The 23,229-nt window shown below is 43.1% G+C and carries 14 protein-coding genes and 1 tRNA gene; 6 read left to right on the forward strand and 9 right to left on the reverse strand.

Annotation, left to right across the window (positions count from 1 at the left end; all coding sequences use genetic code 11):
* Positions 1-108: 108 nt before the first annotated feature.
* The 3 genes from BTV98_RS06395 to BTV98_RS06405 all read right to left on the reverse strand — a co-directional run bounded on the left by BTV98_RS06395 (position 109) and on the right by BTV98_RS06405 (position 1,671).
* Positions 109-184, reverse strand: a tRNA-Arg gene (locus BTV98_RS06395).
* Between the two features lie 72 nt (positions 185-256).
* Positions 257-1,075, reverse strand: coding sequence for a hypothetical protein (locus tag BTV98_RS06400; RefSeq protein WP_075103200.1), 819 nt, complete (start codon positions 1,073-1,075; stop codon positions 257-259).
* 80 nt (positions 1,076-1,155) lie between these two features.
* Positions 1,156-1,671, reverse strand: coding sequence for a hypothetical protein (locus BTV98_RS06405; RefSeq protein WP_058369903.1), 516 nt, complete (start codon positions 1,669-1,671; stop codon positions 1,156-1,158).
* A gap of 487 nt (positions 1,672-2,158) precedes the next feature.
* Here BTV98_RS06405 and BTV98_RS06410 point away from each other — a divergent pair, with 487 nt between their 5' ends.
* The 3 genes from BTV98_RS06410 (at position 2,159) to recD (ending at position 13,689) form a co-directional block, all read left to right on the forward strand.
* The gene (locus BTV98_RS06410) at positions 2,159-6,523 is read left to right on the forward strand and encodes an exodeoxyribonuclease V subunit gamma (RefSeq protein ID WP_075103201.1); all 4,365 of its coding nucleotides are present in this window, start codon (positions 2,159-2,161) and stop codon (positions 6,521-6,523) included.
* A 115-nt stretch (positions 6,524-6,638) separates the two neighbouring features.
* Positions 6,639-11,231, forward strand: coding sequence for a UvrD-helicase domain-containing protein (locus BTV98_RS06415; protein WP_075103202.1), 4,593 nt, complete (start codon positions 6,639-6,641; stop codon positions 11,229-11,231).
* A 172-nt stretch (positions 11,232-11,403) separates the two neighbouring features.
* Positions 11,404-13,689: an exodeoxyribonuclease V subunit alpha gene (gene recD, locus BTV98_RS06420; RefSeq protein WP_075103203.1), complete on the forward strand. Its 2,286-nt coding sequence runs from the start codon at positions 11,404-11,406 to the stop codon at positions 13,687-13,689.
* Positions 13,690-13,794: 105 nt separating this feature from the next.
* Here the strand turns inward: recD and BTV98_RS06425 are convergent, their stop codons facing one another.
* Positions 13,795-14,358 (reverse strand): hypoxanthine-guanine phosphoribosyltransferase, encoded by a 564-nt coding sequence (locus tag BTV98_RS06425; RefSeq protein WP_058368765.1) that lies wholly within the window; start codon positions 14,356-14,358, stop codon positions 13,795-13,797.
* Between the two features lie 87 nt (positions 14,359-14,445).
* Positions 14,446-15,138: a hypothetical protein gene (locus BTV98_RS06430; RefSeq protein ID WP_075103204.1), complete on the reverse strand. Its 693-nt coding sequence runs from the start codon at positions 15,136-15,138 to the stop codon at positions 14,446-14,448.
* A 311-nt stretch (positions 15,139-15,449) separates the two neighbouring features.
* Here BTV98_RS06430 and BTV98_RS06435 point away from each other — a divergent pair, with 311 nt between their 5' ends.
* From BTV98_RS06435 to BTV98_RS06445, 3 genes are all read left to right on the forward strand, one after another.
* Positions 15,450-17,129 (forward strand): carbon starvation protein A, encoded by a 1,680-nt coding sequence (locus BTV98_RS06435; RefSeq protein ID WP_075103205.1) that lies wholly within the window; start codon positions 15,450-15,452, stop codon positions 17,127-17,129.
* A gap of 125 nt (positions 17,130-17,254) precedes the next feature.
* Positions 17,255-17,533 carry a cory-CC-star protein gene (locus tag BTV98_RS06440; protein ID WP_075103206.1) on the forward strand — a complete coding sequence of 93 codons (279 nt, stop codon included), beginning with the start codon at positions 17,255-17,257 and terminating at the stop codon, positions 17,531-17,533.
* A gap of 68 nt (positions 17,534-17,601) precedes the next feature.
* Complete coding sequence (locus BTV98_RS06445; protein WP_075103207.1) at positions 17,602-18,630, forward strand: ArsA family ATPase; 1,029 nt, start codon at positions 17,602-17,604, stop codon at positions 18,628-18,630.
* On the opposite strand, the gene BTV98_RS06450 is transcribed toward BTV98_RS06445, so the two are convergent.
* The 4 genes from BTV98_RS06450 to BTV98_RS06465 all read right to left on the reverse strand — a co-directional run bounded on the left by BTV98_RS06450 (position 18,627) and on the right by BTV98_RS06465 (position 23,199).
* Positions 18,627-20,309, reverse strand: coding sequence for a DUF3482 domain-containing protein (locus BTV98_RS06450; protein WP_075103208.1), 1,683 nt, complete (start codon positions 20,307-20,309; stop codon positions 18,627-18,629). The two genes, BTV98_RS06445 and BTV98_RS06450, sit on opposite strands and share 4 nt — an antisense overlap.
* A gap of 28 nt (positions 20,310-20,337) precedes the next feature.
* On the reverse strand, positions 20,338-20,535 hold the full coding sequence (locus BTV98_RS06455) for a hypothetical protein (RefSeq protein ID WP_058368770.1): 198 nt from the start codon (positions 20,533-20,535) through the stop codon (positions 20,338-20,340).
* A gap of 146 nt (positions 20,536-20,681) precedes the next feature.
* The gene (locus BTV98_RS06460) at positions 20,682-21,665 is read right to left on the reverse strand and encodes a sterol desaturase family protein (RefSeq protein ID WP_083606120.1); all 984 of its coding nucleotides are present in this window, start codon (positions 21,663-21,665) and stop codon (positions 20,682-20,684) included.
* A 154-nt stretch (positions 21,666-21,819) separates the two neighbouring features.
* Entirely contained in the window at positions 21,820-23,199 is a 1,380-nt protein-coding gene (locus BTV98_RS06465; protein ID WP_075103209.1) for a DUF2868 domain-containing protein, read from the reverse strand.
* Positions 23,200-23,229 lie beyond the last annotated feature (30 nt).

Consider the following 23,229-nt stretch of genomic DNA (forward strand, 5'->3'; position numbering starts at 1 on the left):
CAACAGTAAAACCTAAAAATTTAACAACCATGCAGTGCTGCTATATAACAAAACCCCCTCGCAGCGCTTGGCATACAAGGGGGTTTTATTATGTATCGTTATATATGATGGTGCGCCCACCAAGACTCGAACTCGGATCGATCGCTTAGGAGGCAACTGCTCTATCCTGTTGAGCTATAGGCGCATTATGGAACGCTATTGTAAAAAAAAGCCTGCATAAAAGCAATCAGCAACGACAAATAAAAATAATGCATCTCTATGCGCCATTACTAAGGGCATCAGCCACCTGTACCGAGCTTTCATCTGCTTGAGGTTTGGCTCGCGATGTTGGATTAAATAAGTCATTCACATCGTTTCTGTAGCCTTCAATATTTTCATAGTCATGCTGTTTTAGGATGTCTTGGCCCACACTTGAGAGTAAGAAGTTACGGAAGCTCGTAGCCGCAGGGTTTTCTGTTAAAATAACGCCGTCTATTGTTTTAGAATCTTTTAGCGCATAGCTAAAAGATGATAGATTTCGCGTTTCTTTATTATCAGTTGACGTTTCAGTATTTTCACGCTTATCGTCATTCTCTAAGTTGGTATCAGCGGTATCAACAGTCTTATTACGCTCAGCCTGCAACGCTTTAAGAGACGTTTGCAAAGGTGCTAAGCGGCCTTTAGTTATCTTATCATTGGCCATAATGATATCAGTATTGACAATAAATCTTGAATTTTCGTCAATCGCGTTATTGTCAGAAGTAGTAGCACTCTTCAAAGCTTTAAGGTCTGGTAAGTCTAGTAATTCATCAGTCTCTACGTAGCGTGCTAACACTTGCAGCTTAGGATAGCGTGATTCAAAGCGGACAATGACATCATCTAACGGAACTTGTAATCTGTCTTCTGCTTGCACATACAAGATTCTAGTAGTAGCTGAGTCGTCCTCATCAGTAGAGGTATCTTCGTTTGTGCTTGCCGTTATCGGAAGAGGGTCTATATTTTTACGATTACTATTCCATAGCCAAGCAAAAATACCAATAAAAATAGCAAGCAGTAATAAAACCAGTCCTGCCAATAGTAGCTTATAGTCTCTCATAGGTTACTGCTCATCTTATATTTTAATATATGGTTCAAATTATTTTAGTGGTTTTTTTCTAATGGGATTAAGAATTCTGTTTAGGGTCGATGATGCAATACCTCATTGGTTAGTTCCGCCAGCATATTGTCAAAAGCATTCTCTTCAGTAGCTGATTTGGCAGACTCAAGTGTCTCCGTTTTTTCGATAGGGTTTACTACATCTATTTTTGTATTGTCTAAAGACTGATTTTTCAAAACAGGTGTTTTTGCACTGGATTGATGAGCGGCTAGCGGCGATTCGCCATTACTAAGTAGCTTCTTTAACCATTCAAAACCATGAACTTCCCACCACGCTTCAAAGCGAGGTAATGTGCTTCCACGTATGGCGGTCGGTAAGTTTAATGTGCGTAGAGTTTGGGATAATATCGGATCGGTAACGATTTGATTGCGACTAAGATAAAGCGACTTTGTGTTACCATCATAAGTCTGCCGGCGTTGCCAAGCCGCATGATCGACTTTCATACGAGGTAATTGCCACAGCTCACCGCGAAAATAAACGACATAAAGTCGCTTTTCAGGATGAACAAAAATAGCATCAATGGGACGCAATGGCATGATAGGCAGTCATCTCGTATTTGAAGTTAAAAGGGTTTAGATATTAGTCAAGCTCACTGTAAATATATACCTTACGCAAGCTGAACGACACTGACTGTCGTAAGCGACTATGTGACTGAGCAATACGCTAGTAAATCTCTAGCATCAGTGGCACACTATGCTACAGCGTATGTATTTTTTATTTATGTTATTAGACGCAAGTATCTACAATCATCAAATGAGGTCATCTTAGCAGAAATATATAATTGGCACGACCGCCAATCTTGAGCTGATAAGTGTTGTCATTGGTGACTTTTATTTTAAGAGCCATCATATCAAGAAAACATCTGTTTAGATATAATGGTTCTATATTATCATGAATGATCTCTATGGATGTTCTATCAAGTCGTCTACAATCGAGAGAATCTCTTTATACCGCCCCATTGCATCACTATTATCGTAGCGTGCACTAGGTATTGTTTATCTTATTTTAATTAGATTATTGTTTATGTTTACAATTATTCAGTCCCATCGTACCGAGCTTTTGGTTGAACAGTTACTAACAGCGTATAAATCCAAAAACCAGCCAATTTTTGAAGAGTTTATTGTCATTGTTCCCTCAATGGTACTTGGTGATTGGCTGGATAAATCTATTGCGAGCCAAGCAGGTATCAGCACGTTAGTCACGACCACGTTTTGGGGTCAGTATCAATGGACATTGATGCAAAAGATCTTGGCTGAGCATAATACTTGGTTAGAGAATAATCAGCGCACGCAAGAGATTATTACCGTACCAGAGGTGGCAGTACTGACTGGCTCGGTGATGCAGTGGCGTCTGTTCGGTTACTTTACCTATTATCAAGCACAGATTATGGCAGATGATAAGCATCCGCTATATCCATTACTGTCAGCGCTAATAGATGATGAAGCGGATCGCAGTCAGCAAGATGTGCGGCTATGGTCATTGGCGACTGATTTTTCGCGAGTATTTGGTCGTTATTTGAATCACCGTGAGGAGTGGCTAACGCTATGGTCTCAGGATAAAGCGGTAGACGTAGAGACGTTGGTTGCTGAAAAGGACAAGCTGACGTTAGAGTTTGATCAGTACGCTGGCATGACACCTGAATGGTTGGTTGCGCATTATGTAGAGCTAGAGGCGGCGCAGCGGCATTTATGGCGGTTATTATTTGCCTCTGTATATGAACATCGCTCTTCCATTGAGCGCCGATTTTGGGAGGTTATGACAAAGAATAGCAGTGAGACAGGCGTCGATATTAAGTCGATCTTGCCGACTCAATTGCATATTTTTACGATTCAGCAGTTGCCGCAAAATGAGCTGGACTTTTTACAGCGTTTGTCAAAGCATCTTGATATTACCTTGTTGCATTACAATCCATCGCAGCTGTTTTGGGCAGATATCGTCGATAAGCAGTGGCTACAGCGCCAACAGGTGATTAATCCTGAAAGTGTGTTTTTGCGTGATTACGGGCATACCTTGTTATCACGTCTTGGCAAACAATCGCGTGAGACCTTTGCAATGCTGGCAGGGCTGTCTGGTAATGAGGATAAAGATGGTTTTATATTGGACTGGCAAGATAAGTTTGATATAGAAGATGAGTATCAGGATTCACAACAAGCTATATCAAATTTTGAGGATGCTGAGCGCCCCATGAGTCTGTTGGCACACCTGCAACAAGATGTGCTGATGCTTGATGAAAGCTCAACCCAGCAAGTAACAGCAGGTCGTTTAAGCGCTGCGCTTGGGGCGCAAATGGCGCTTAACTTAGAAGAGCCAGAAGATTGTTCCACGATTGATAGCCCGAAAGTTAATAGTAGCGTAAATAGCCTAAGCAAAGAATCTAGTAATTCAGATCAACAAAAAAAGCAATGGTACAGCGATGATACGCTAAAAAATAAATATCATGAGCAACCACGCCAATGGAACATTTCTCAATATGACCATAGCCTAAGTATTCACTCTTGTCATAACCTCCAACGTCAACTTGAAGTCCTACGCGGAATGATTGGTCGTTGGCTCAACGAAGCCAATGACGATGGTAGTACACGTCACTTGTCTGATATTGTCGTGCTATTACCAGATGTTGAGCGTCATCATGATTTGATTACCTCGGTATTTGTACAAGGCAGGAGGCAAGATGGCCTGACGCTACCAGCCAAGGTCACGGGGGTGGTTGATAAATCAATTCGCCAACTGTGGGAGGCGATTAGCGGCTTTTATAGTTTGCTTGGTAGTGACACAGCACGTTTTGAAGCGGCGGTGGTCATGGATTGGTTAATGCTGCCGCCATTATATGAGAGTCTTGGCTTAACCCATGAGCAGATGAGCCGTGGCTGTGATTTATTAGAGCAGGCGGGCTTTGTACGCGGTTTTGATGAGGCGCATTTGCAGCGGACGTTAGATACCGCAGACTATGACTACCGTTTTAGCTTTGCTTACGCTTTGGATCAAATCGCTTTAGGTTTAGTGATGCCAGAGGCGGGTATTAGTGATTGTCTGTATCCGGACAATTGGCAAGACGATACCTTGGCGGAAAAGACCGTTCCTATTTCTGCTATTAGTTTAAATGATGCGCCTATCGTAGAAGCCTTGTGTCGTGTCCATGCCGGGCTTAATAAGTGCCGACATGACTATCAAGCAAGCTATAAAGCCGAGGACTGGCTAGACCGAATAGAAAACCATATCATCCATCCATACTTTGGCGCGCTCGATCAAACCCGCCCTATGCGTGCTATTTTCAATGCCATGAACGGTTTTAAAAGTAGCTTACGGGCCAATCGCCATTATCAACGCTATCATGCTCAAATAGATGATCAATTAGATATTGAGACAACTGCTGGTAATGTTTCTGCTGGCACTGACAAGCTAAATGCCGCTCAAGTGGAAGCACAGCTATCGAGAGTGAGCACCTTGCCATTAAAGCTTAGCTTTATGTTAGGTAGTATCGAGGACGAGCTAGAAAGCCAGCAAGTCAGTGCCGAGCCGACAGGGGTTATTACTTTTGGACGTTTCGGTGCACTGCGTAATGTACCGTTCGGACTGGTAGTGATGCTCAATATGGATTTGTCTGAGTTTCCTAATCGCGACCGTGATAATCGTTATGATTTGATGAAAGCGGGATTGGCCAAGCGCGGCGATAGATTTAGTGAAGATGATGACAATGGGGCATTTTTAGATGCCGTGCTATGCGCGCGCAATGCGTGCTGGATCTTTTATAATGGTCAGCGTTTAACCGATACCCATGAGCATCTGCCTGCCAATCCGGTCAGTGAGCTATTGCAGTTTTTGCGTGGTGAGGTGCAATGGCAATGGGATCCTCTTAAAAATGCTCAAAAAGATGCGCAGGCTGATTTAACGGCTCAAGTGCAACGTTATCTACCTGAACTTATCGAGAAGTGGCTTGTCACGCGTCATCCAGCGCTACCCTTTGCAGATGAAGTATTTGTACAGCCCGACTCTTTATCTACCAATTCTAGCTATGAAAATAATGTTGAAAGAAACAATGAGCAGGATGACGGTCAAGAGCTCATACAGTCATTAGCGCGCGCGATGCAAAGCGAAAAGCTCTATCAAAAAAGCACTCATGCGCCTGCAAAAGTCTGGCAAGAGGTATTTGAGCGTCTGCAAGCGCAAATTGATACGGACACACCGCATCATGCTATCAAAGTCGTGCTACCTAATAAGGCTGAATACGCTGCTATTGCTGCTACCATCACTCAGCCTATTGAGCTAACCGCTGAGCACAGTGAGTTGCTCTTTGATGTTCAGCAGGTCGATATGCAGTACTTGTACTATCATGTACGTCATCCGGCAAAGCACTTCTTAAAAGAGCAACAAGTCCATGTTGTGTTGCCAACAGAAGATACCATACATCAGGAGCCGTTGGCGTTATCAGGCCTGGGTGCTTATGCAGTGAATGCGCAGCTATTAACTGACTTGTACGCAAGCTCCTATACTAATAGTGATAATGCAGAAGAACGTCAGCAGACAACGAAGCGTTTAAATGGTTTGCTATATGACCGAGTCATGCCCGCTGGCGTCGCCCGTCAATCGACCTTACAGTATCAACAGCTAAAGATTACCCAACAATGCCAGGACTTTGCCGAGCAGCTAACAGCGTTAGGTATTAATGTTAATACTGGTATGAACAGTGATGTAAATACGGAGCAGTGCCTAAGCTTATTGACCCCATGCGTGGAAAAAATGGTCAGTGTGCAAGCACCTGCTATGAATGTACAAGGTCAATTGCAAATCAAGGGAGTTGTCCCGCTAGAGATTAATACGGCAGATGCAACAACTTCACCTAAGCTTTGGCTAAATATCTTACCTAATAGCGCTCGTACCCAGCATTTATTACGTTTCTGGCTTTCGCATGTCTATTGGCAAGTGTCGCGACGTACTAATGAGGCACAAGTCGCTGACGGTGATGGCAAAAGTATCTGGCGCTTTAGTAAAGGTAGCGACGAATATAAAAAGTTTAAAGGTAAAGCGACCTTTGCGCTTGCGCCGATAGATTATGACACGGCTTTAGTAGAGCTGCTTAAATGGGTTAAGTTTGCACAAATTGCCAGCACTACACCGATGACCGTGCTGCCTGTACACGCGACGACTTATTTGGATAAGGTGAGAGAGGCGGAAAAGAGTGATACAAGCTATCAGCCGAAGCGTAGTGACTTTGACAGCTGGTTATGGGCAGGCTTTAACAGCGATATCATTTATGATACTTGCGCCCAGCATGAGCTTTGGCAATATATATTACAAAACCAAGATGCGTTTAGTGCGCTTACCGATGCTTTGTCGTCTTTAGCTCAGCCATTGTTTGAAATGATGGATAACGCGTTAGAGCCGTTATAGAGCCTGTTTTATTGGTTTTATAAACTTCTTAACAATCTTCTCAAATGTAGACCTCTTACAGTACTAATTTGTGTTTTTGTAGCATTATTTTAAAGCATTGAACAAGTGATTTCTTATGGATCAGTATGATAACGATAGCAGCAGTCTTAATAGCGACTTTAATAGTATGAGTCATGAAACGGATACTTTTGCTAGCACTGCAACCGATAGCGTTAATGATGTTGATAAGGTGGCCGAAAAGTCTGAGCAACCGCCTGCAGTTCGAGTGCCGTTAACTGGTAAGTACTTGATAGAAGCTTCAGCGGGTACAGGTAAGACATGGACGCTGACGGGCATTGTCCTACGCTTACTGATTGAAGCCAAACGCGCTCCTGAACATATCATCGCCACTACCTTTACTCGGGCAGCGGCTGCTGAGATGCGTGAACGTATCCATGCGCGCTTGGTTGATTTTTATCAAGTACTGCAATGGCTCAATAAACTGCAAGCTGATACCAATACTCATTCAATTTTATACCCGCAATTTAATGGTATTAAGACTAACAATACGAATAAAAGCACCAAGAAAGCCGAGTCAAAATCCACTGATAACGCCAAAAAAGCCAAAGAGACGAGTAAAGTAAGTCTTGAGCAGAAGCAAGCACGCTTACAATGGTTAGAGCAGCAAGCCAAGCTGGCAGCAACCGCTGATCTCGTGACAGACCCTATCAACAGCCATCTGATCGAATACCTTTTGGATCATACGGAAGACTATCCACTAGCTGATGCTATCAGGCGCTGTGCATTGGTACTGACGACGTTAGATAAGCTGTTTGTTGGCACACTAGACAGTCTGTCGCAAAAATGGCTGTCTGAGTATAGCGCGGAGACGGGACATCAGCAGGGTATGCAAATTAGCGATGATGAGCAGACGGTGATAGAGAGTATCATTCATGATGCCGTACGTGCGCATCATAGTTATATGTACTATCAGCAGCCTGACATATATCAATTATTACAGCATACCAATCGTCTGACCACGCCTGCCGATCACCTAAACGTGGCGCAGAAGTCCTTGCAGTTTATCTCCACACCTATTGAGCCTGTTGATTTGGGCGAGCCAATAGACTTTAATGCTTACCAGCAAGCATTAGATGATTTTAAAAATTGTGATCTAACAGACGTAAAGCCGTACTTTGATAAAGACTATCGCAAAGCGCAAGGCTTTACTGGTAACGCTGTACTTGGTACAAAGGTTGATAAAATAGTTAATATTCAAACTGCTATACAACAAAATGGCGCTGCGTTCTTTACTCATTTGGATGAGGAAACCCAAAAGTTTTATGATGCACTGCCTTATGCATTTCTTAGTAAAGACGATGGCGGTAAAGGTTTCAATAAGGGCAAAGAGCTTGCGCGCCAAACCTTTATCAATCTTGATAGCATTCAGGCTCTAAAAGCGCTACATGATTACACCCAGCAGATTGAGTTGTATCTAGATGGCCTTATAGAAAACCTAAATCGTGATATCGCGTTAAAGGTAAGACAAAAGCTACCATCGGTCTTAGAAGAGCGACGCGAGACGACTTTTGCTCTACAAATGGTACGGTTAAATCAAGCGCTAACCGGTAAACAAGGGCAGCGGCTGGCACGTTATATTCGTCATCATTATCCCATTGCCCTGATTGATGAGTCGCAAGATATCAATGGTGAGCAGGCGCGTATGATTGAGCGCATCTATCTCTCTAGGAAGACTGATAATAAAGACCCTCGTGTTCAAGACAGAAGTCGCGGTTTCTTGTTATTGGTAGGTGACCCTAAACAGGCGATTTATGGTTTCCGTGGTGGTGATGTGGCCAACTACAACGCCATGAAAGCACGGTTTGATGATAAGCATATTATGAGCTTGAACGTGAATCGACGTTCCAATGAGCGCTTAATCACGGCACTGAATCACTGGTTTGGACGCACAAAACCTGCTACCAATGTGAATGAGTCTACAAGTTCAGGCGCTGTCGATGAGTTAGCCCAGTTAGGTAAGGGTATTTACTACCAGCATATCACGGCGATTAAGACCGAGTCGCGATTATCTTGGCAACAGTCAACTGCTGAACAAACTGTGAGCCTATCTTCTGAAACTGCTTCTATTGCATCAAATAGCCCAGTTAGTGTCATCCATCTGCCTTATGACAAAGACGCCAAGCACAATGCTTGTGAGCTGACGGCCTTACATATTGCCGCACTTCTCGGTAGTCAGCAGACCATGGAGGGACGACCATTAAAACCAAGTGATATCGGTGTATTGGGCCGTACCAAAAAGGATCTAAAGCAAGTCGAAGATATGCTCGCTAAGCTTGGCGTGCCGACACTCGAGACGGCGGAGAACAACGTCTTTGACACGCCTATAGCCGCTGATCTAGCAGCGTTACTAGAAGCCATGCTACGCCCGCATCGCCGTGACATTATCAATCGAGTGTTGACAAGCCATTTTTACCAATTAAGTCTCAACGATGTGCAAGCACTCATGCAAAGTGTGGATAACGACAGCATAGAACAGCTAAGCGCTGAGCAAGCTATTGGAACGTCAGATGCAGACCTTGAACAAGCCGCACTCAAGCAGCGTTATCAAGACTTCCAAAATTATATAAAGATAGCCGCTAGCCAATGGCAGCATAATGGCATCTTATCCGCACTGCATTATTTGTTTGGTCATAACCCAATGGCCTACAGAACAGAGAGTCGTACAGTGCGTCCAACAGAGCATCAAAGCATTTGGGTAGGTCTTGCAGAATTAGAAAATGGGGCACGCTATCTTATGGATTTGCGCCATCTAATGGATATCTTAGCTCAGTACGGGATGCATATTGGTGAGCATGAGATGCTGGCATGGTATAAGAAAAACATGAATAGTAAACGTACACCTGAATGGGCGAAGCAGCAGCCATTGCCGACTGAGTCAGGTGTCCAATTGATGACTATTCATAAGTCTAAAGGGTTAGAGTTTCCAGTGGTATATGTCATTGGTATGGATGGGACTAGCAAAAAAGCCGGTGATAGCAGTAAACATAATTTATTTTTATTCGATCACGAGAGTGCTGATAGCAGTATTAATAACGATAATAATAATGACGTCAACAACATCAATAATAACAAAACCGAGCGTCGTCTATCTGCTTGTAAAGGCAAACCGCATAGTAAATCAGCAAAAGGAGAGACGCCAACAGATTACTATGCTCAGTTTGAAACGACTGAGAATTACGAAGAGCTTAGACGCTTAGCCTATGTGGCTTTTACCCGCGCCAGTGAACAGCTGTATATGGTATTAGCAGACAGCTACAATAAAACGGGTGCTGAACGTAAGCCAAGCCTTAAATGGTTAAGTTGCGAAGATCACAAGTTCACACTGCCAGAGCGCCTATACGATCATATCGGCTGGCTAGAATACAGTACGGTTGCAACCAATGCTGAGACTATAGTTAAAGCTAATGGGAAAGCTGCAAAGATTGATAATAATGAAATTAAAAACGATGCTGATACGTTGCTGCGTATTGATTATCAAGATGCCTACGCACAGATTCGAGTAAATTACTTTAGGGGTTGGGCAAAAACCAGCTTCACCGCACTATCTCGGCAGCTGAGTGAGCAAGGTAAAGCTTTAGCTGTGTTTGATGATGGTATAGAGGATGACTTAGACTTAACGGATAGTGTGGATTTAACAGATGGTATAGATTTAACAGATGGTACGAATTTGTCGGCTGCCTCTACATCTGGAAATATAACTAACGCAGAAGGTAACGAGAGTAATGAGAATAACTCTGCTTTAATGACGGCAGATAATATTCGCTTCCGTTTTGTAAGAGGCGCCAATGCGGGTACATTCTTGCACGAAGTTTTTGAAAAGATAGATTTTAATAATGACAGTAAATGGTCGGCGATTATTGATCAAGGTATTCGCCAATACCAGCTACCAGTTAGCTATACAAGTGCAACCAACCAACAGCGTCTGCTACAAGATATACCCTCAAGCGCAAGTGATAATGAAAGTACCAGTGTAGTACCTATAGAAGAGGACAGTCAATTAGCCGTTGCTCATGATGAGCTAATGACATGGGTATCAGACGTACTAGCAGCGCCACTGTTAGCTTCAGGGCAGCCATTACAAGCCATCTCGCCCAAACAACGTATTGCTGAGCTGAGCTTCAACATGGGACTGGCTGATGACTTTACCCCTGAACGTATTAACGAGGTCTTTAAGCAGCACCTACCTGACGATCCTGATAAGCATATAGAGCTAACAGCGCAGTACTCTGATCATATCTATCGCTATTTGCGCGGTGAGATTGATCTGGTTTATGAGCACGCGGGCAAGTTTTATGTGGTGGACTATAAAAGTAATTATCTAGGAAATAGCCTAAGTAATTATAATTATAAAAGCTTAAGCGCCGCTATGAATAAAGCTGGTTATTGGCTACAAGCAGTCATCTATCAAGTCGCGTTACATCGTTTTTTACGGTTACGCTTACATGATTATGAAGGCAATGAAGAGCAGTATCTGGGTGCGGTAGAATACCTATTCCTACGCGGTATCGATACACAAGATAGTCAGAACGATAATGTTGAACATATCGACAGCAACGTTAATAGCTATGGCCGTATTCAATGGCAAATACCTTTTGCGCTAGTACAAGCGCTTGATGAGATGTTTGGTACTCCTAAAGCGTATAGTTAACACCCTTTAAAATAGGTACAGTGCTGCTGGTATTAATTTCTCTTGCGTGCTGTGCCTACACAGACAGAGGCTGCGCGAAATTAATACCAGCAGCACGTGGGATAGAGTGCGTCAATTTTTTTTAGCATAAACTATAGTACGATTATAAAATAATGATAAAAATGGATGAATAATGAGTAAATCAACAACTGAGTCAACAGATAAATCTACAAACATTACACAGCAAGTAGCGAGCAGTGGCCAAAATCAAGGCGCTATCGTTATTGGCAGTAGTTGGGCGACTACCATTAGCCAGTATTTATTGCAACGAAGAGGGCAGACGCAGGCAGCCTATCAAGCTCAATTGCGACTTGATGAAAGTGATATAAACCCTGCCACACAGGATTGGTTGTTTGAGGCTATCTTTGAGGTGCTTATACAGCGCTTAGAAGAGGGTCATACCGTCGTCATTCTCACAGACGATGACAGCCAAGCAGACTTGAAGTTAGGCTCTGAGAGCTATACTGAGCTTTTAAGTTGGCAACAGCAGCTAATACAACCGCTATTACAACCACTATTGAGTCAAGCTGCAAGCATCTTGGGTCAGGTAGTTGATATTGATTCGCTTATGAGCAATAAGCACGCTTTATGGAATGCAGCGCTACTACAGTCGACACTAACGCAATACGAGCAGCAAATTTTACAGCAACGCTATAGGGCAGCGACTGAACTTTATCAGTATTTGAGAACAATCGCAGCTGCTGACATAGAGGTGTCATCAATAAATAGCCTAAGCAAATTCATACGAACTTTGAAAGAGCATCCATTAATTCAAGATAGTCTGAATGACTTCAGTAAACACAGCAATAATCACAACAATAGCCCGATCGTTTTTCAAGTAAAAGAAAACACGCAGTTTGATAAACAAAAACTAGTACTAACTCTATGGCTACATCGTACATGGCAGGCAGAGTATGCACTCGCACGCCACATCATTCGTATTAAGAATCAGACCGTTGATACCTTACCGATTGCATCAAATCCACTTTTGAACACCGAGCAACAAGATGCCATTCATATGGCCAATCGCTCAGCGTTTAGTATAATTACTGGTGGGCCAGGTACCGGAAAGACGTTTACCGTCGCTCAGCTAGTAATGGCGCTCCATCAAGCACAGTCAGAGGGCGAAATAGAAGACAAAGTAGGGGAGGTATCCACCAATAGCGTAAACCTTGCCCTAGCTGCCCCAACGGGTAAAGCAGCTCAGCGTATGCAGGAATCCTTACAGGACGCATTACAACATGCAGGTGTAGCCATGCAGCTGCCAGAGGCTAAGACCATTCATAGATTGTTAGGTATTGGGCAGGGTGGACAGCCTCGCTATCATAAAGACAATCAATTAAGCGAAGACATTGTCATCGTAGATGAAGCTTCTATGCTTGGAGTGGAGTTAGCCAACTATTTGGTCAGTGCAGTCAAGCCAAAAGCTCGGTTAATTTTATTAGGAGATGCTAATCAGCTAGCGGCAGTAGACGCTGGGGCAGTACTGGCGGACTTATGCCGCATACCAGCGTTACAAGATGTACATCAGCGTTTAGAGGTTAGTCGCCGCTTCACGAAGGAGTCCGGTATCGGTAAGCTTGCAAAGCTAATCAATCAAGATGCCAGCGAGGTAGAGAGTAGTATGACAACCGTTTGGCAGCTAATGCGTGAGGATGAGACTTTAGACTTCTATCATCTGACTCATACACCCTCAACGCAAATAGAAAATGATATAAATAATAAAGATAATACTATAAAAAATAGCCTAAGTAATTGTAATCTTTATTCAAAAATACTCGAACATTATAAATTATATATAAATCAGACCAATAAAACTTTGACAAGGATAAAAATAGCCAAATCTATGCCAACGGCAGAATATATCGCAATTTTCGATGAACTAATTTCACTACTTAATCAATTTAGAGTACTCACTGCTGGACATCATGGACGCTGCGGGGATCATTCTATTAATCGCTACCTAGGTGAGCAGCATCGCAATCAATTAAAACTACCCTTATCCAAATCTCTTTGGTACCACGGTCGACCTGTCATGATATTGCAGAACAATTATGAGCTTGGTTTGTTTAACGGTGATATTGGTATTTGCCTACAAACTGAAGGCGGGCGTTTACAGGTATTTTTTGAGAATAAGACACAAGGTATCTCAGTAAATATGCTCAGTGATGAGATGGTTGCGACGGCTTATGCAATGACGATTCATAAGTCACAAGGTTCTGAGTTTGAGCATGTCGCCATTAGCTTTGACGATCATAATGCCCGTCTGCTTAGCCAAGAGTTGATCTATACAGCGGTAACGAGAGCAAAAAAGCAGGTGTCGATATTCAGCACAGAGAGCGCATTTACACAAGCTTTGGCCACACCAACGGTGCGCCAGACAGGATTAAGCTTGCAGTTTGAAGGGTCGATAGAGTAGGTGATAGCAGCTAATAATATTTATCTATTTAACTTCAAAAAGTGTCGCCAATAAAAAAGCATCCAAATCGGATGCTTTTCTATACGGGATATTTAAAATTCGATATTATAGTTTGTCTTCTTTAATAGCGTAAATTCCTGGCAGATGACGCAAGTAACCATGAAAATCCATACCGCAGCCATAGACATAACGATCAGCGACATTAATACCGACAAAATCTACATCAAAATCGGCGACTTTTCGATCATGTTCTTTATTAAGTAGTACACAAGACTCGATAGAAAGTGGCTTTTCTTTACCTAGCTCTTCTACGATTGCTTTTAGAGTAATACCTTCGTCAAAAATATCATCAATTAGTAATACGTGTTCACCTTCAAGACTCACATCAGGCTTAAATTTCCAATCAAGATCGTTGGTACCTTCATTACTACGATAACGTGAGGCATGAATATAATGCATACGATGATAGAAGGTTAGATGAGTCAGCAACTGGCCAGCTGGAATCAGTCCACCATTCATAACTACCATAACGATCGGATTTAGGCCAGCATAATGAAGATTGAGCTGGGCAGCAAGGCGCTCATAAGCGGCGGCTACTTCGATACTACTAATAAGGCACTCTGAGTTGCGCAGGGTTTTTTCAATTTCTTGGTTACTGATTTGGGTCATGAGTGGCGCCTTCAATGAAAAGTGCTGCTTATTTTAGCAAGTTTTCGCTATTTTTCCCAACGAGTTATCGTTTTAAAATACAATTTTTTATTTTTCCTGCTCGTTATTCGAGGAGACAATCATCTTTATAAGAAAAGGACGGTAAAAACGAGCCAAACGATTTAATCCAGCATCGGGTAGCTGCGGCAATAGTTTATTTAGGGCCATACCCATACCCTTATCAATACCTGCTTTGGCGACCGGTATAGAATTGCGTTTAATCATGCCAAGCTTAAGCGTTTCAGTAAATCTAGTGATAAAGTGAGTCAGCGCTTCTTCATTCATGGTTTCAAGGGCTGTTTTAAATCTGTCTTTATCGACATTGTCAGGCGTAATCGCATCAAACCCGTCTATGATAGTATCTGCAGAAGATTTCGGTAATTCAAAACCAATACGGCGAGCACCTTCATTATCTATAAACATCGTCTGATCTTTTAAAAAGTTAAAACTTGGTAGGACATCCTTGTTTTCGTCTTTACCAAGTAGGACGTTGAGTAGTGTCTCTGTCGCGCGTTCGATAGTATTTACAATTTTGCGCATCGCTACTTGGCGGTCTGGGTTTGGAATGACATCTATCAAGCTAACCAATAAGTTGTCGTTTAGTTCGCGAGCAATTTGCTGCGTGAGATCATTGCGATAGGGATAATAAGCTATTTTTTCGCCTGATATGATGATACGCTCAGCCTCATTAATCATGTTGTTTAATTTATCTGATGGTACAAATCCAAAGTAGTATGTCATTTTATTCCTCTTGAGTGTTTTATCATATCCAGCGTCAGTATAATCAAATATTTATATGAGAACATCTTAAACCAATAAAATAACGCCATAACGTTTGTATGCAACTGTAGCGAAAGTGAAGTATGGCCTGCATTTTAACAACTATCACTGCCTAAACTGTATTAAGACTACGTTTATACTACTGTGTAACAAATATACTAATCGTTACACTTTAGGTCGGACAGGCTTAATTAGGATTAAGAACCATAAGATCAAAAAAGGTAGGGGGATATGCAATTTGCATCCTCCTACCTTATCTAGGGAGAGATAAAATGAATAGTGCTATTGTATTGATATTTGGAATCGCTGCAATGCTTTGCGGCTATGTGTTTTATTCGAAATTTATCGCGACCAAGATCTTGGCGTTAGATAATAGTCGTCCCACGCCAGCCCATACGATGAAAGATGGGATAGATTATGTACCTACCAATAAATATGTACTATGGGGACATCACTTCACCTCTGTCGCAGGTGCAGCACCTATCATCGGTCCTGCCATCGCAGTTATTTGGGGCTGGGTACCAGCTGTGCTTTGGGTCGTGTTTGGGACGATATTTATGGCTGGTGTTCATGATATGTCGGCCATTTGGGCAAGTATGCGTAATCGTGGTCAGTCTATCGGCTCTATCGCTGGTACGGTCATGGGTACACGCGTACGCAGTCTGATGATGGTTGTGATATTTTTACTGTTGCTAATGGTTAATGCCGTATTTGGTGTGGCTATTGCCAATATGCTCATAAAAACACCGTCAGCTGTCTTGCCAGTGTGGGGAGCACTAGTTGTCGCATTTATTATTGGGCAATGTATCTATCGCTATCAGATGAGCTTGGGCTGGGTTTCGGTAATTGGGGTTGTTGCACTATACACCCTTATCTATCTCGGTCCTATGTTCCCAATCGTATTACCTGAGACTGTGTTTGGACTGCCAGACAATGCCGTTTGGATTATCATTTTATTTAGCTATGCTGCCATTGCTTCGTTATTACCCGTATGGATGCTATTACAGCCCCGTGATTATATTAATGGATTGCAATTATTTGTGGGTTTGATTCTATTGTATGCGGCTATCTTTATTTCAACACCTAATATTGTCGCGCCAGCAGTCAATACCGATCTACCGATGGGTACCCCGTCAATCATGCCATTACTCTTTGTGACTATCGCTTGCGGTGCTATTTCAGGATTTCATGGCTTGGTCGCGACAGGTACAACCTCTAAACAAATTGATAAAGAAGAAGACGCACGTTTTGTGGGTTATTTTGGTGCACTTGGCGAAGGTATGCTGGCATTAGGGGCTATTCTTGCTGCTACTGCAGGTTTTGCGACACTTGGTGATTGGCAGGCAGTCTATCAAAAGTTTGGTGATGGCTCGGTTGGCGCATTTATTGATGGCGGTGCTGCGATTCTCAACGCAGGCGTCGGTATTGACTTGGTCTTATCACAAACGATGCTTACAGTGATGGCAGCTTTGTTTGCCGGTACGACAATGGATACAGGTGTCCGACTTCAGCGCTACATTTTCCAAGAATTTGGTGAGTTTTATAATTTGCCGATTTTGAACAAAAGTGTCGTTGCCACTTTATTAGCAGTCGGGTCATGTCTGTTATTGGCGTTTGGTGCAGGTGGTATCGGCGGTGAAGGTGGTATGATTATTTGGCCACTATTTGGTACTACTAACCAGTTGATGGCAGCATTAACCCTTATGATTGTAACCGTTATCTTGTTACGTAATGGCAAGACGGTTTGGTACACTCTTGCGCCACTGTCCTTCTTATTAGTAATGACGGTTTTTGCACTGTTAATCCAGCTCAAAACTTTCTACACAGATGGTAACTGGCTACTTATTGTTATGGACATCGTCATTATGATTGCAACGATCTTGGTTACTTTTGAGAGTTTATCGGTATTGCGCCGTGAATGGTCATCGCATAAAGGCAAAAATGAGACTTAAATAAATCTGAAATACTTGAGCGAAACAAAACGCTAGCAGCCATTGCTGGCGTTTTTTGTATCAAGTAAGCATGATATATTTAGAGTGGCTTTTAATAGCAGAGCATTATATAAAAAGGGCATTATATGAAAAATAAAGAGACTAAAATTCAGCCTTTATGGCAAAGATTCCTAACAGGACTCAATGAGTTCTACCATGCGCCATATCGGCAAACAATGGCGCGGGCTGCCCGTGATGAAGAAGATTTGTTTATGCTAATGATGTTCGCTGAGAGCCTTGGTATTGATAACCCAGCCAGCTTTTATACACTTGAGCTACAACCACTGTTTTTGGAGAACTTTCATGAATGGCATACACGAATGGGTATGGAGAAATGTCCTTTTGACCATGTCGGCTGTTGCTAACTGCTAGTTGAAGCCTAATTGAATTATAAAAATTATAAGAAAAAACACTAACAAAATGAGAAGACATCATGGCTCTACAACCATTAGATACGCTAGCCACACAGTTAGCGACCCAACCGATTATATTTGTTGGTGGTAAAGGCGGTGTGGGTAAGACAACGACAGCCGCCGCACTTGCCAGCCATTACGCGACTCAGCAAAAAAAGACGCTCATTATCTCGACTGATCCAGCGCATAGCTTGGGCGATGTATTAAATGTAGCGCTCAGTAATGAGAAGAAAGCAATTACCCCTTACCTTGATGCGCTTGAGCTCAATCCGGATATTATCATTGATGACCATTTTGCACAGGTCGAACGTACCATCAAAGGTTATGCCAATCCCGACATGATGCCCAAAATTCGTGAGCATCTACATCTGTCAAAGTCTGCACCAGGAGCACAAGAGGCGGCCATGCTCGAGTCAATGTGTCAGCATTTGGTGGCGGCAGCGGATGTTGACGCGGATAAAAGGTACGAGCATATCATTTTTGATACCGCTCCAACGGGCCATACCTTGCGTTTATTAGTATTGCCAGAGATGATGGGAGCGTGGACGGATGGATTATTGGCCCAGCAGCGGCGGCAAGCTAAGTTACGTACGGCCGCGACGAGTTTAGATTTAGATAACAATAATTATAAAGACGATGATAAAAATAACGTCTCAAATCCCTTTGCCAAGCAAAAACCAGATCGCTGGGAGCAGGCAGTAGGCGTACTAGAAAAACGCAAGCAGCTGTTTCGTGAAGCAGGGTTGCTACTACATGATCGTAAGCAAACAGCAATTGTATTGGTAATGACTGCTGATGTACTGCCATTGGCTGAAACGAAGCGTGCCATCCAGCAGTTAGAAGAAACCAAACTCACGCCAGCGGCAATCGTGGTCAATCAGCTAATAACGCCTACGCAAACCGATGAGTTTTGGCGAAAGCGTGCAGACAGGCAGCAAGGATTGATAAAAGAGATAGAAAGCAATTTTACAGACTATCCAATCTATCCCATTTATTTACAGCAGACAGACGTACGTGGTAGTGAAGCATTAAGTGCGCTATTGACCTAGTTCATTTGCAAGTTATCCGCACTGCGCGCTTGCAATTTACTTGAAAGTGACCATGCAGCATCCATACGCAAACTTTGTGCCTGCTCAGACTTGCCACTACTGAGTGATGACCATTGCGGCTTGCCACGGGCTTTTTTTAGCTCACTTGGCAGTTTATGGGTCGGCCAAGGGGTAATCGGATTGCTTTCATCATCGTTAAGTTCAATATTGCCATCATTATTTGTTGTTTGCTCTTTTTCATACAACAGCTGCGTCGCATCAGTAGCAGCATGGCCGCGATGGCGCACAGCGACTAGTAGATCCATAGCACGGGTAGCAAGAAGGGTTAGGGTAGCGGGATCAATATACAAACGCTTCACACCGGATAACTTATCAGCGATACTACCCGTATTGGACAACAGACCGCCTGCAATACCACCTATCGCGGCACCCAATCCTAAAGTCGTACCCAACGCTGCCGCATCAATACCCAATCCCAATAACGCGCCAGCCGCCGCACCAGAAGTCGCACGAATACCATAACTTTTGAGCAATTCAGGATCAAATGGATCTTGTTGATAGGCTTGCAACTCAAGCGGAGTCGCTGCTACAGCATTATCGTAAAATTTATAAAGATTTAATAATTTATTCTGCATGCTACGCTCGCTTTGGCGAACGGCTTCTTGCATCTGCTGCAACACAGGCATCGGGTCATCATCTTCATTAATTTCTTGGACGAAGGCGGCGACATTTAATAAAAAATCCGCAATGATGATATTCGCCTCATCGTACAGACGTGCCCAGTTTTCAGTCCGGCGCTGCATCAATTGCTCAAGCATTTCAGCATGAGTAAGCATAGTGGCCAAATTCTGCCAGAGTCGCATTTCATCGGCAAATTCAAAAGCCACAGAATCAAAACGGGTGGATATATGCAAATTACGGCGCGCCAGCATGGTTTGCCATTCATCAATATTAGCCTCTTGGCTATCAGTAAAGTTAAATACGGGCATAACCGGAATCGCTGTCCACGACAAAACGGTTAACTCATCTTTATATTTACCAAGCACAGGCTCACGCGCATCGACCACATAAATGGCCATATCACTTGCCAGCAGCTGGCGAATAACTTTAGCCTCTTGGCTATAATCCTCACTGCTACCTAACGCATCGTCACTTTGTGCAATGTCTGCTGCCAAAAATTGCTGTAAGCGCTCAATTCCATCGCGGCGACTGGCAGTATTGTCCTCGAGCCAATCCATCAGACCAGACGCATCTTCCAAACCCGGTGTATCGTACAAGGTGACCAGCACATCACCTGTTTGGCTATCCGTTAGTTGAGCGCGCTCTACACGGCGAGTAGTCGCCGCCTCATTTTTTACTTCACCGAAATAGACATCACGCAGTAAGGTACGCAGTATTGAGGTCTTACCTGTATTGGTATGACCAACGACGGCCAATTTTAATGGCTCGTCACTGGCGATTGTGGTTTTACTGGTTGTTTTGGTAGCGTCTTCAGTTGGCGATGTCGATAAAATCGATGAATTGGTTAGACTTTTATCCGCAGTCAGTTGTCCAGTATTACTCGCACTCTGTTCTTTACTGATATCAATAGGTTTGGTAGACGAATTGGACGCATCATAAGCCTTGTCCGCAAAAAGGCTCTTCGGCTGACTGTCAGAATTATTATTGTTATTATTCATGATAGGGTCTTATGTTGAATATTAAATATTATTGGTCGATTGCGGCTTTCAGTTGTCGGATAACAGCACTTAATAACATCTCATCAATCTCAGTTAGCTCATTTAATCCGTAATCATACGTTTTTAAGATCATCGCTTTCTGATCTCGAGTAAGATGCACGGATATATCACCATCTTTTATTATTCCTCGATAATCTTCTAGCGTTACTTTTTTATCATTTTTCATGTCCAACCTCCTCTTAACTGTCGATTTGGCAAATACTGTATAAAAAAACACTCTTTTTCATACAGGTATATCCTCATCTATAAGCCATTGTAACCAAACGCCCTTATATGGTCTATATACGCGATGTTATTGCTAATCAGTCAAATTTAAACGGCACTAGGTGGACGAAACAAGACTTTAAGCTTGTTCTTTAACCCTTTAGCCCGAAAGAAGCGTTGCCACATACGGTAAAAGACACCAAATATTAGGCTGATAATATTATCGTGACTGGTCACGCCTACTGCGCCATATTTCACTGGGTTATTACCCGTATCTTCTTCCACATATGTGCCAAACCAACGATCAAAAAGAATGATAACGCCACCATAGTTTTGGTCGATATAGTCGCTATTGGTACCATGATGCGCACGGTGATTGGAGGGAGTATCAAAAATATATTCAATCCATCTAGGGAATTTACCGACGGTTTCAGTATGAATAAAGAATTGATAAATCAGATCAAGCGCGTAGAAGAAGAAAACCCAAACTGGATGGACGCCAAGTAGCATCAGCGGGACAAAGAACAACCACCAACCTGTAACTGAGTACAATAAACTTTGGCGCATAGCCGTTGATAAGTTCATTTGATCGTCAGAATGATGTACCACATGCGCCGACCAAAACCAATTGACTCGATGTGAGCTACGGTGGAACCAGTAATAACAGAACTCGACCGCAATAAATATAGGGATTGCCGTCAACCATGTGACTTCAATGGTAAACAAGCGATATTGATACAACCACAAGCAAATAGGCAGCACGACAAGTGCTTGAATAATCAGCTCAAAGCCTAAATAAGAGCCGCCTAAGCTAAAGTTGGTCATGGCGCGACGCCAACCAAAGGCAGATCCACGCCCACGCTTAGATTGATAAAACCATTCCGCTAAAAACAGTAAGAAAAACGGTCCACCAGCCAGCGGCAATAGCCACTCTTGCCAGTGTGCAGGTAAGATACTCGCCAGCATGGGCTGCCAAGACTCAGGCGCGATGGCTAAGATACTCTGATTGAGTATCTCTTTATAAGCATCTAAACTCTGTCCGTACTTGCCTAAGCTTATTAGACTGTTGCTACTATTATCTGTCATTGCCATAACATCCTACCGCACATCTACCATTGTGGTCATCCTTGACTCTTTAATATAAGCCTGACGCCTTATAAAATCAGCATTGCTTATGAACGCATGCGTCATATGGCAGTAAATATTAAGTTTTGAACAACGACAAATTAAGGCTGTAAGAAAAAAACTAATGATTACTGACACTGCTATCTACTAAGCCAATATTACGTGCGGCTAATGCCGTCTGCCATTGTTGGTAACGGACATCCTGAGACGATTTTGGATCAGTAGCCGCTACAAGTTTTGATGTCTTATTATTGTTTAATAATTGAACGATAAGGCCGTGTTTTGCATGAGTAGCAATGCGATCAAGCTTACGCAGGGTGCCACGATCGGGCAATGCCTGACTATGAATACCTAGCAATACTTGTACTGAATTTTTATCTAAATAAGTCGTTAGGCGATCCATATCATCACGATCATCAACGATGCCGAAATTCTCAACCTCATTATCTGTGCTATTAAGACCTGCCTGCCACCAGTTATCCTGCTCTGATGGATACTCAAGTAGTGCAACGAGCTTCTTACCAGCACTCACGCTCGCCTTAGGTGCTACTGGTGCTGACGCTTCATTGAAGTCATCGGCATCTACCACCTGACGCTGCCAAAAGTCAATAATCTTTTGATAATAGGGGAGTTTGATATCCAAGCGCATTTTTTTGCGGCGAAACATCAGCGCACAAAATGCCCAAGCGATCGCACGCGGGACGATACCATACATAATGAGGCTACCAATTAACAAGCTTGCCCATTGCCGCGCGACAGATAATGGCATGGCATCTGTTACCAGTCGGCTTTGCACAATAGCAGCGTTATCTGGCACATCGAAACCAACCATACTTGGTAGCCAGCCAAGCACTTGGGTTAAGCTAATTAGCGCCTGATCTGATAACAACGTCGACTCCCAGCTAAAACTATACTGACGCACAATTAATAAAAAAATAATCGCAAACATCATTCCTGTCAACGTTGCCAGCCACAATTGATGACTGAAGCGACCTAGATACCAACGCATACCGCTGTGCTGCAATTGACGCTCGTACAATTCGACTGCCGCCTTAGTGACATCGTCCTTACCACGTATCAGATAGCTGGGACTGACAAAGTTTGCAAACCAACTTGGCGACTGACGACCTTGATTAATCAGTGTCATAACCAGCCAGCCACCCAGCATCAGTGTATGAAAACCCAGCAGGCAAACCAATACATAGAAAAAATTGACCACGTTGGTCTGTAATAAGGTAAATAAACCCAAAAATCCTGATACGCACCAGACAATGCTCATGACCATCATGATGCCTTTGATGCGGCCATCGATTTTCCCTAGCACCCGTGCAAGATTGCCATTGCTGTCGATACGCGAAGCTCGACGATGTAGCTTTTGAATAGGCTTACCGTCTTCTGCCTGTAGTTTTTCGGTCACCAATAAAGGATCAGTTGTGAAGACATGCTGCTCGGTCTCAAGCGTACGTACCAGCTCAGTTAATTGGTCTTGGGGTGATAGCATGATGGGGAGATATCCGTGTCAGTAAAACAA

This window comes from Psychrobacter sp. Cmf 22.2 (assembly GCF_001921745.1).
Taxonomy (GTDB): Bacteria; Pseudomonadota; Gammaproteobacteria; order Pseudomonadales; family Moraxellaceae; genus Psychrobacter.